Source organism: Dankookia rubra, assembly GCF_004355005.1.
In the GTDB taxonomy this organism is placed as follows: domain Bacteria; phylum Pseudomonadota; class Alphaproteobacteria; order Acetobacterales; family Acetobacteraceae; genus Paracraurococcus; species Paracraurococcus ruber_A.
Genome location: NZ_SMSJ01000151.1, coordinates 1 through 8,485, shown reverse-complemented (window position 1 = coordinate 8,485; position 8,485 = coordinate 1). Strand labels below are relative to the sequence as shown.

The following is an 8,485-nucleotide window of genomic DNA, read 5'->3' as shown; positions in this document are numbered from 1 at the left end:
GGCTGGGCCTGCTGCGGCGCCGGCGCGGGGGCGGGCGCCGGGGGTGGCGGCGGCGGCGGGGGCGGCGGGCTCGGGATGGCCTCGGCCACCTGCTTCTCGCCCGGCGGCTCCGGCTTGGCCGGCTGGGTGACGCTCGGCGGGCCGGCGACCGGCGCGGGACGCTCGCCCTGCGCCACCTGCGGCGCGGCGACGATCTCGACGGCGATCGCCTCCTCCGGCTCCTCCAGCCGCTTCGGCAGGCCGAAGATCAGGCCAAGCAGCAGCAGCGCGACATGCGCCGCCACCGAGACCAGCCCCCAGAACCGCATTCCCCTCGGCTGCATCACCGCGCCCCCCGGCGCCACGTCCCGTTCGTCATGTCGCGTATCCCTGCCCGCGGCGGTCAGGCCGCGGCCGGGCGTCGCCTATCCGCGCGGCGCCGCCGGGCGTGGGGCCTGCGGCGGCTGGGTGGGCCGGGCGGCGGGGGGGACGCCGCCTGGCCTCGCGGTGGGCAGGGCCGCGGGGGGGCGGCCGGCGGGCTGCTCGGCCAGCAGCGCCACCTTGCTGAAGCCGCCGGCGCTGATCGTGCCCATCACCTCCATGACGCGGCCGTAGGAGATGGCCTTGTCGCCGCGGACGAAGATGCGCCGCTCCGGCGCGCCGGCCGGCTGCTCGCGGCCGATCGCCTGCAGCTGGGCGACCAGGCCCTCGATCGGCACCTCGGTCTCCTGCAGGAAGATCTTGCCCTCGGGGTTCACCGTGATGGTGATGGGCTCGTTGTCCTGGTTGAGCTGGCTGGCATTGGTCTTCGGCAGGTCGACCGGCACGCCCACCGTCATCAGCGGCGCCGCGACCATGAAGATGATCAGCAGCACCAGCATCACGTCGACCATCGGCGTGACGTTGATCTCGGCCATCGGCCGGTAGCGGCCGCGGCCGCCGCGGCCGTTGTTGAGGGAGACGGCCACCTGGCTACTCCGCGACCGGCGCCGCGGCGCGGCCGGGCTCGGCCACCGCGGTCTCGGTCTGCCGCGACAGGATGGCGCCGAACTCGGAGGCGAAGCCCTCCATCCGGCTGGCGAAGCGGGCGAGGTCGGAGCTGATCTTGTTGTAGGCGAGCACCGCCGGGATGGCGGCGACCAGGCCGATCGCGGTGGCGAACAGCGCCTCGGCGATGCCGGGCGCCACCACCGCGAGGTTGGTGTTCTGCATGCCCGCGATGGCGGCGAAGGAGTTCATGATGCCCCAGACCGTGCCGAAGAGGCCGACGAAGGGCGCGACGGAACCCACCGAGGCGAGGAAGATCATCCAGCGCTCGAGCCGCTCCATCTCCCGCTGCACGGTGACCGCCATGGTGCGGTCGATCCGTTCCTTCAGCCCGGCGGCGACGAGGTCGGAGCCGCCCAGGCGCTGGGCGCCGCGGCGCCACTCGCGCATCGCCGAGACGAAGACCGCGGCCATCGGGTGCGACGGCCGGTCGCCTTCCTTGCGGAACAGGTCGTCGAGGCTGCCGCCGGACCAGAAGGCGTCCTCGAAGGCGTCGGCCGCCTTGTTGGCCCGGCGGATGCTGGTCACCTTCTCGAAGACGATGGCCCAGACCCAGACGCTGGCGAGGAGCAGGCCGAGCATGACCAGCTTCACCACCCAGTCCGCCTGGAGGAAGAGGCCCCAGAGCGACAGGTCGTGCATCGCCCCGCCCAGATCCGTCGCCGTCACGCTGCGATCCACCGCTCTACTCCATCCTGTCCCGCGCCCGGTCCCGGACCGGCCGCATGTCTAGCCGCCGCCCGGCCCGGCCGCCCCCGGGTCAGCCCCGGGCCGCCTGGGCCTCGAGCGCGGAGCGCCAGGGCTCCGGTATCCGTTTCGGCCGCAGGCCGTCGCGGTCGATGCAGGCGAGTTCCACCCGCAGCGCCGCCAGCGGCCCCTGCCCGCCCGCCTCGGCCACCATGCGCTGGTCGAGCAGGATGGTGACGCCGCGGACGGCAACGACCCTGGTTTCAACCACGACCGCGTCATCCAGCCTGGCCGGGCGCCAATACTCCACTTCGATGCGCCGCACCACGAGTATCGAATGGTGACCTTCCATGAGCATTTGATGCGGCAAGCCCATGGACCGCAAGGATTCCGTCCGGGCCCGCTCGGCCCAGCGCAGGTAATTCGCGTGGTAGGCCATGCCGCCGGCGTCGGTGTCCTCGAAATAAACCCGGAGCGGCCAGCGGTGGGCTGGACTGTTTGGCGGCCGGTTCAGGCCGCCGCGCCCGGGGGCGCTCCGGCCGTCGGACGCCGCGTCGGGCGGCGTCCTCACGGCTCGCCCCCGGCCAGCAGGTCGGGCTGGATCGCCAGGCCGGCCGGCGGGCTGAGGCCGAGATGGGTCCAGCCGGGCAGGCCGAGCATCCGGCCGCGCGGCGTGCGCAGCACCATCCCCTCCTGGATCAGGTAGGGCTCGATGACGTCCTCCAGCGTGTCGCGCGCCTCGGCCAGCGCCGCGGCCAGGGTCTCGACGCCCACCGGCCCGCCATTGTGGTGCTCGGCGATGCGGCGGAGGTAGCGGCGGTCCATGGCGTCGAGGCCCTTGCTGTCGACCTCGAGCCGCGTCAGCGCGCCGTCCACCATGCCGCGGTCGGCCGGGATGCCGGCGACGCTGGCGAAGTCGCGGACCCGGCGCAGCAGCCGGCCGGCGATGCGGGGCGTGCCGCGGGACCGCCGGGCGATCTCCCAGGCGCCATCCTCGGACAGCGCGAAGGACAGCTTCTGGGCGCCCCGCGTCACGATCCGCAACAGCTCCTCCGGCGTGTAGAACTGCAGCCGGAGCGGGATGCCGAAGCGGTCGCGCAGCGGCGTCGCCAGCAGGCCGGCCCGGGTCGTGGCGCCCACCAGGGTGAAGGGCGGCAGGTCGATCCGCACCGTGCGCGCCGCCGGGCCCTCGCCGATGATGAGGTCGAGCTGGAAATCCTCCATCGCGGGATAGAGGGTCTCCTCCAGCGCCGGCTGCAGCCGGTGGATCTCGTCGACGAAGAGCACGTCGCGCGGCTGCAGGTTGGTCAGGATCGCCGCGAGGTCGCCGGCCCGCTGCAGGATCGGCCCGCTGGTCGCGCGGAAGCCGACGCCGAGCTCGCGCGCGACGATCTGCGCCAGCGTCGTCTTGCCGAGGCCGGGGGGGCCGTGCAGCAGCACGTGGTCCAGCGCCTCGCCGCGGCCGCGGGCGGCCTGGATGAAGACGGCCAGGTTCTCCCGCAGCGCCTGCTGCCCGGTGAAGTCGGCCAGGACCTGCGGGCGGAGCGTCGCCTCGGCGGCGTCCTCGTCGGTGCGGATCGGGGTGGTGATGCGGTCGTCCTCGGCCGGCTCGGGTGCCGGCGCCCTGCCCTTTCGCCCGCTCACCTTGCCAGTTCCTTCAGGCTGTCGCGGATCAGGCCCTCGAGCCCGGCCTCTTCGCCGAGCCGCGCCCGCGCGCGCTTGACCGCCGCCTGCGCCTCGGGCCGCTTCCAGCCGAGGTTGATGAGCGCGGAGACCGCATCCGCCTCCGCCCCCGGCGGCGCCAGGGCGATGCCGGCGACCGTCGCGCCGGCGCCGTCGGCCTCCGGCGTCGGCCGGCCGACCGCCCATTTCTGCATCGCCGGCTCGTCGATAATGCGGTTGGCGGTCGCCGCGCCGAGGCCCTTGATGGCGGCCAGCCGCTTGCGGTCCTTGAAGGCGATGGCCTGGGCCAACTCGTCCACCGAAAGCCCCGAGAGCACCACCAGCGCCTTCTGCGCGCCGACCGTCTTCACCTCGACCAGGGCGCGGAAGGCCTCGCGCTCCGCGGCATCGGCGAAGCCGTTCAGCACGATGGCGTCCTGCCGCACCTGGGTCTCGACCAGCACCCGGATCGCGCCCTCCGCGGCGCGCAGCCGGTCGAGCGTGCGGGCGGAGCAGGCGAGCAGGTAGCCGACGCCGTTGACGTCGAGGATGCAGCCGCCGTCCTCGGCGGCGACGAAGCGGCCGGTGAGCATGCCGATCATGCCGCCCTCCGGTATCCGCGGGCCCGAAGCGGCGGGATGCTCATGCCGGCGCGTATCCCTTTGCGTAGGCCAGCTTCGTGCCGCGGTGATGCGCGTGGCAGATGGCGACCGCCAGCGCGTCGGCCGCGTCGGCGCGGCGGATCGTGGCACCCGGCAGCAGCCGGCGGACCATGGCCTCGACCTGCGGCTTCTCGGCGTGCCCCGTGCCGACCACGGCGCGCTTGACCTCCATCGCCTGGTATTCCGCGACCCGGAGGCCGGCCAGCGCCGGCGCCAGCAGCACCACGCCACGCGCCTGGCCGAGCTTCAGCGCGGCGCCGGGGTTCTTGTTGACGTAGGTATGCTCGACCGCCGCCTCGTCCGGCTGCCATTGCGCGATCAGCGCGACCAGGCCGCGATAGATGACGGAGAGCCGCTCGGCCAGCGGCTGGTCGGCATCGGTCGAGATCACCCCGTCGCCGAGGTGGCGCAGCCGGCTGCCGGCGCTCTCGACCAGCCCCCAGCCGGTGTGCTGCAGGCCTGGGTCGAGGCCGAGGAGGCGGACGCTGTTGTGCATGGCATCCCCCTACACCCTTCGTCCGCCGATTCGCTGCGGCGCTTTGCGATCCCGCTAGGCCGAGAGCCGCTCGGAGACCGCGTCCGAGACCTCGAAGTTGGCATAAACGTTCTGCACGTCGTCGCTCTCGTCCAGCCGCTCGATCAGCTTGAGGATCTCGCGCGCCTTGTCCTCGTCGAGGTCGATGCGGACATTCGGCACCCATTCCACCTTGGCGCTCTCGGGGCTGCCGAAGCTGGCTTCCAGCGCGTCGCGGACGGCGAAGAAATCCTCCGGCGCGCAGCTGACCTCGTGGCCTTCCTCGTCGGATTCGACGTCGAGCGCGCCGGCCTCGATCGCCGCCTCCAGCATCGCCTCGGCCTTCTCCGGCTGGCCGGGGAACCAGAGCACGCCCTTCCGCTCGAACTGGAAGGAGACCGAGTTGGTCTCGCCCAGCGCCCCGCCGGCCTTGGCGAAGGCGCTGCGGACGTCGCCCGCGGTGCGGTTGCGGTTGTCGGTCAGGGCCTCGACGATCACCGCGACGCCGTAGGGGCCGTAGCCCTCGTAGCGGACCTCCTGGTAGTCCTCGCCCTGGCCGGCCATGGCGGCGCGCTTGATGGCGCGGTCGATGGTGTCGCGCGTCATGTTGGCGACGAGGGCGGCCTTCACCGCGGCGCGCAGCCGCGGGTTCATCGCCGGGTCGGGCAGGCCCTGCTTGGCGGAGACCGAGATCTCGCGGATCAGCTTGCCGAAGGCCTGGGCCTTCTTGGCGCCCTGGGCCGCCTTGCGGTGCATGATGTTCTTGGCGTGCGAATGGCCCGCCATGGCAGGGCTCCGGCAGATCAGGATTGCGGACAGGGCCGGGGTTATAGCCGCCGTTGCCGCCCGGCGCCACCTGGGGCTTGCGGGGGCGGCCCGCGCCGGTCCAGGCTCCTGCCCATGGATGCGAACCCGGCTGCCGACCCCTTTGCCGTCACCACCCTCGACCAGCTGCTCGCGCTCTACGACGCGCCGCGCGAGCTGGTGCTGAAGAAGGTGACCCATCGGCTGGAGCCGCGGACCCTGGCCTTCATCGCCGCCTCCCCCTTCGCCATCCTGGCGACCTCGGGGCCGCAGGGGGTGCATGCGACGCCGCGCGGCGACGACCCCGGCTTCATCGTCCCGCTCGACGACCGGACGCTGGCCCTGCCCGACCGGCGCGGCAACAACCGCCTCGACGGGCTGCGCGACATCGTCGCCAACCCGGCGGTCGCCCTCCTCTTCCTGGTGCCCGGCGCCGGGGAGGCGCTGCGGGTCAACGGCACCGCCCGGATCACCACCGACCCGGCGCTGCGCGCCCGCTTCGAATTCCGCGGCAAGCAGCCGGCGACCGTGGTGCTGGTGACGGTCGGCGAGATCTACATGCAATGCGCCAAGGCGGTCCTGCGCTCGAAGCTCTGGGGCGAGCGGGCGCGCCCGGCGGCGCTGCCGAGCATGGGCGAGATGATCGCCGCCCATACCGGCGGGCTGATCGAACCCGCCAGCTACGATGCCGAGGCGCCGCAGCGCCTGCGCGACACGATGTACTGAAAAGCCGGGGGAGACGGCGCGGCAAGGGGCGTCCCGGGGGTGCGCGCCAGACAGGCGATGCTGGTTGGAGCGGGTCTGTTTCCGGGTGCCATTCCAGCGGCTCGCGCTCGAGGGTGAACGCCGCATCGCCGCAGGTCCCTGTCTTCAGGGTCGTTTCGGGCGTCCTGGCGGTCACGCCCCGCCGCCATCCGCTCGCGCGGTCAGGGATCCTTCCAGGCCGCCGGCGCCGATGGGCTTCGACGCCAGACCAGGCGCCGGACGACCGGCACCCCGTCCCGTTCCGTCGTAAAGCCGAGGATCAGGTCGTCACCCTCGAAGGCGAAGCTGCGGCGCAATTCGCCCGACGCGTTGGCCCCGTTCAGCGAGCCGACGACCCGGTGGGTGATGACGCCGTGCCCGGGGTCCACGCGGTAGGTCCCGAAATAGGCAGAGTACTGCGGCTGCACGTCGGGCGTGCTGGTCCGCCCCCCGGCCTCGTTGCGGGCCTCGTGCATGAGGAGGGCCACCACGTTGCCCGCGGCATCGTAGGCGAGGCGCCCCGCTGGGGTGCCCCACGGCTCGATGGTGCGGCCGTCCGGGTAGGTCCAGGCCATGGAGACCAGCTCCCACGTGCCGACGACCGAGGATGCCTCCGGCCAAGCTCGGTCACCGTCGCGGTCCGTCATGGCCGCTGCTCCTCGCGGGTCGATGCCGGATGTGGCAAGGCAAGCCGGAAGGCCTGACATGCGTCCGGAGCAGGGCCGGCCTCGCCGGCGGGACGCTCCGGTCAGGCTTCAGCCACTAGCGCCCGGCAATCCGCGCCTGCTCGGCCTTGGCCATCACCGGCCGCTGCACCTGGACCCGCGGCAGGGCGGCACCGTGGCCCACCTCCTGCCGGCGGCTGCGTTCCTCCGCCGCCATGGCGTCGCGCATCATGCCCTCGTAGCTCAATCCGCCCGCGGCGCCGCCGAGCACGGAGGCGCCAGGTGCAAAGGGAAGCCGTTCCAGGCGCCGCATGGCGCTCTCCTGCTCTGCGAGATGGGAGTTTGCCGAAACGCGAGGCGGGGTTGCGATGACAAAAGCTTGAGTGCGAAGAACTGTAATCCAATCATTCAGGGTTGCGGGCGACGCCCCCGCTACACCGCCGGCATGGCCTGGGACAACCGGCCGCCCTGCCGCAGCGGCTCCGCCCGCAGCGCCAGGCCGGTGGCATCGTCGGTCTCGACGAAAATCCCGCAGAGCGTCGCCTCGCCCTCGGCCGGGGCCAGCTTCTCGCCCGGCATCTTGCGCCAGAAGCGCAGCGCCGCGCCGCCCTTCTGCATGCCGATCACGCTGTCGTAGTCGCCGCACATGCCGGCATCGGTCTGGTAGGCGGTGCCGCCGGGCAGGACCTGGTAGTCGGCGGTCGGCGTATGGGTATGGGTGCCGACGACGAGGCTCACCAGCCCGTCGAAGCTGTGGCCGAAGGCGGCCTTCTCCGAGCTCGCCTCGGCATGCACGTCGATCACGCTGGCCTGGATGGTGCCGCCGGCCCCCAGCCGGTGCCGCTGCACCTCGGCCTGCACCGCGCGGAAGGGGTCGTCGAGCGCATCCATGAAGAGCCGGCCCATGACGTTGACCACCAGGGCGCGGCGGTTGCCCGGCACCTCGACCACCACGGCGCCGCGGCCGGGCGTGCCGGGCGGGAAATTCGCCGGACGGATGACGCGGGGCTCCTGCTCGAGGAAGGGGATCAGTTCCTTGCGGTCCCAGGCATGGTTGCCGAGCGTGATCGCGTCCGCCCCGGCACCCATCATCGCCCGCGCCATGTCGGGCGCCAGGCCGAAGCCGTGGCTGGCATTCTCGCCGTTCACCACGACGAGGTCGGCCCGCAGCGCGGCGCGCAGCGTCGGCAGCCTGGCCACCAGGGCATCCCGGCCGGACCGGCCCACCACGTCGCCGAGGAAAAGTATCCGCAAGCCAGCCTGCTCCCGTGCTGCCGGGCCGCCCTCCGTCAGTTCCGGGGCAGCTCGGCCTTCCGGATGCCCCGCCACGCCTCGCGCGCGGCCCGCTCCGCATGGCGGTAGGCGTCGGAAGCCTCCGGCATCACCCGGGCCAGCCCATCATAGGGGGCGGCCCCGGCCAGGTCGATGCCGTCGGCCGAGAGGCAGCGCGGCCGCGGCGCGCCGGCGACCGGCTCGCACCAGGCGGTGCCGCCGCGCTTCGCCGGGAAGGTGCCGGGGACCCGCGGCTCGGCCCCCTCCCCCGGCTCGGCCTCGGCGAGGTCGAGCGCGACCCCGGCGACCGTCAGCCGCACCGGCCCGAGCGCCCGGGCCGCGCCGCCGACCGGGATGGCCGGCGCCGGCGCCGGCCCGGGTGACGGCGTCCTCGCGCCCCGCCGGCCCGTCGGCCGGCACGGCGAGCGCCAGGGGGGCGGAAAGCCGGC

11 protein-coding genes and 2 pseudogenes are annotated in these 8,485 nt (G+C 73.5%); 1 reads left to right on the top strand and 12 read right to left on the bottom strand.

All coding sequences use genetic code 11. From position 1 onward, the window contains the following. The 8 genes and pseudogenes from E2C06_RS34230 to E2C06_RS34195 all read right to left on the bottom strand — a co-directional run. A pseudogene (locus E2C06_RS34230) lies at nt 1-308 on the bottom strand (hypothetical protein); the annotation flags it as partial. A 204-nt stretch (nt 309-512) separates the two neighbouring features. Next, nucleotides 513-896, bottom strand: a pseudogene (gene tolR, locus E2C06_RS34225) (protein TolR); the annotation flags it as partial. Nucleotides 897-951: 55 nt separating this feature from the next. Continuing rightward, on the bottom strand, nt 952-1,707 hold the full coding sequence (tolQ, locus tag E2C06_RS34220; protein WP_165982856.1) for a protein TolQ: 756 nt from the start codon (nt 1,705-1,707) through the stop codon (nt 952-954). A 79-nt stretch (nt 1,708-1,786) separates the two neighbouring features. After that, nucleotides 1,787-2,227: a YbgC/FadM family acyl-CoA thioesterase gene (locus E2C06_RS34215; protein WP_277751914.1), complete on the bottom strand. Its 441-nt coding sequence runs from the start codon at nt 2,225-2,227 to the stop codon at nt 1,787-1,789. 53 nt (nt 2,228-2,280) lie between these two features. Continuing rightward, nucleotides 2,281-3,303 (bottom strand): Holliday junction branch migration DNA helicase RuvB, encoded by a 1,023-nt coding sequence (ruvB, locus tag E2C06_RS34210; protein WP_133293028.1) that lies wholly within the window; start codon nt 3,301-3,303, stop codon nt 2,281-2,283. A gap of 50 nt (nt 3,304-3,353) precedes the next feature. Further along, on the bottom strand, nt 3,354-3,977 hold the full coding sequence (ruvA, locus tag E2C06_RS34205) for a Holliday junction branch migration protein RuvA (protein WP_133293026.1): 624 nt from the start codon (nt 3,975-3,977) through the stop codon (nt 3,354-3,356). A gap of 40 nt (nt 3,978-4,017) precedes the next feature. After that, nucleotides 4,018-4,533, bottom strand: a complete 516-nt coding sequence (gene ruvC / locus E2C06_RS34200; protein WP_133293025.1) for a crossover junction endodeoxyribonuclease RuvC — start codon at nt 4,531-4,533, stop codon at nt 4,018-4,020. Between the two features lie 54 nt (nt 4,534-4,587). Then, nucleotides 4,588-5,337 carry a YebC/PmpR family DNA-binding transcriptional regulator gene (locus E2C06_RS34195; RefSeq protein WP_133293024.1) on the bottom strand — a complete coding sequence of 250 codons (750 nt, stop codon included), beginning with the start codon at nt 5,335-5,337 and terminating at the stop codon, nt 4,588-4,590. A gap of 114 nt (nt 5,338-5,451) precedes the next feature. On the opposite strand from E2C06_RS34195, the gene E2C06_RS34190 reads away from it, so the two are divergent. After that, the gene (locus tag E2C06_RS34190) at nt 5,452-6,081 is read left to right on the top strand and encodes a pyridoxamine 5'-phosphate oxidase family protein (RefSeq protein ID WP_133293023.1); all 630 of its coding nucleotides are present in this window, start codon (nt 5,452-5,454) and stop codon (nt 6,079-6,081) included. Between the two features lie 200 nt (nt 6,082-6,281). Here E2C06_RS34190 and E2C06_RS34185 read toward each other — a convergent pair whose 3' ends face one another. The 4 genes from E2C06_RS34185 to E2C06_RS34170 all read right to left on the bottom strand — a co-directional run. Further along, nucleotides 6,282-6,746, bottom strand: coding sequence for a lipocalin-like domain-containing protein (locus E2C06_RS34185; protein ID WP_165982855.1), 465 nt, complete (start codon nt 6,744-6,746; stop codon nt 6,282-6,284). Between the two features lie 115 nt (nt 6,747-6,861). Beyond that, nucleotides 6,862-7,077, bottom strand: coding sequence for a hypothetical protein (locus E2C06_RS34180; RefSeq protein ID WP_133293021.1), 216 nt, complete (start codon nt 7,075-7,077; stop codon nt 6,862-6,864). Between the two features lie 119 nt (nt 7,078-7,196). Continuing rightward, a complete protein-coding gene (locus E2C06_RS34175; protein ID WP_133293020.1) occupies nt 7,197-8,018 on the bottom strand; it encodes a TIGR00282 family metallophosphoesterase in 822 nt (273 codons plus the stop codon). Nucleotides 8,019-8,053: 35 nt separating this feature from the next. Beyond that, a partial coding sequence (locus E2C06_RS34170) for a hypothetical protein (protein ID WP_206664825.1) occupies nt 8,054-8,485 on the bottom strand: 432 nt, incomplete at its 5' end.

Excerpts from the sequence above, each read along its gene's own strand:
- ruvA (WP_133293026.1), bottom strand. The coding sequence starts at position 3,977 with ATGATCGGCATGCTCACCGGCCGCTTCGTCGCCGCCGAGGACGGCGGC.
- E2C06_RS34195 (WP_133293024.1), bottom strand. The coding sequence starts at position 5,337 with ATGGCGGGCCATTCGCACGCCAAGAACATCATGCACCGCAAGGCGGCC.
- E2C06_RS34180 (WP_133293021.1), bottom strand. The coding sequence starts at position 7,077 with ATGCGGCGCCTGGAACGGCTTCCCTTTGCACCTGGCGCCTCCGTGCTC.
- E2C06_RS34190 (WP_133293023.1), top strand. The coding sequence starts at position 5,452 with ATGGATGCGAACCCGGCTGCCGACCCCTTTGCCGTCACCACCCTCGAC.
- E2C06_RS34185 (WP_165982855.1), bottom strand. The coding sequence starts at position 6,746 with ATGACGGACCGCGACGGTGACCGAGCTTGGCCGGAGGCATCCTCGGTC.
- ruvC (WP_133293025.1), bottom strand. The coding sequence starts at position 4,533 with ATGCACAACAGCGTCCGCCTCCTCGGCCTCGACCCAGGCCTGCAGCAC.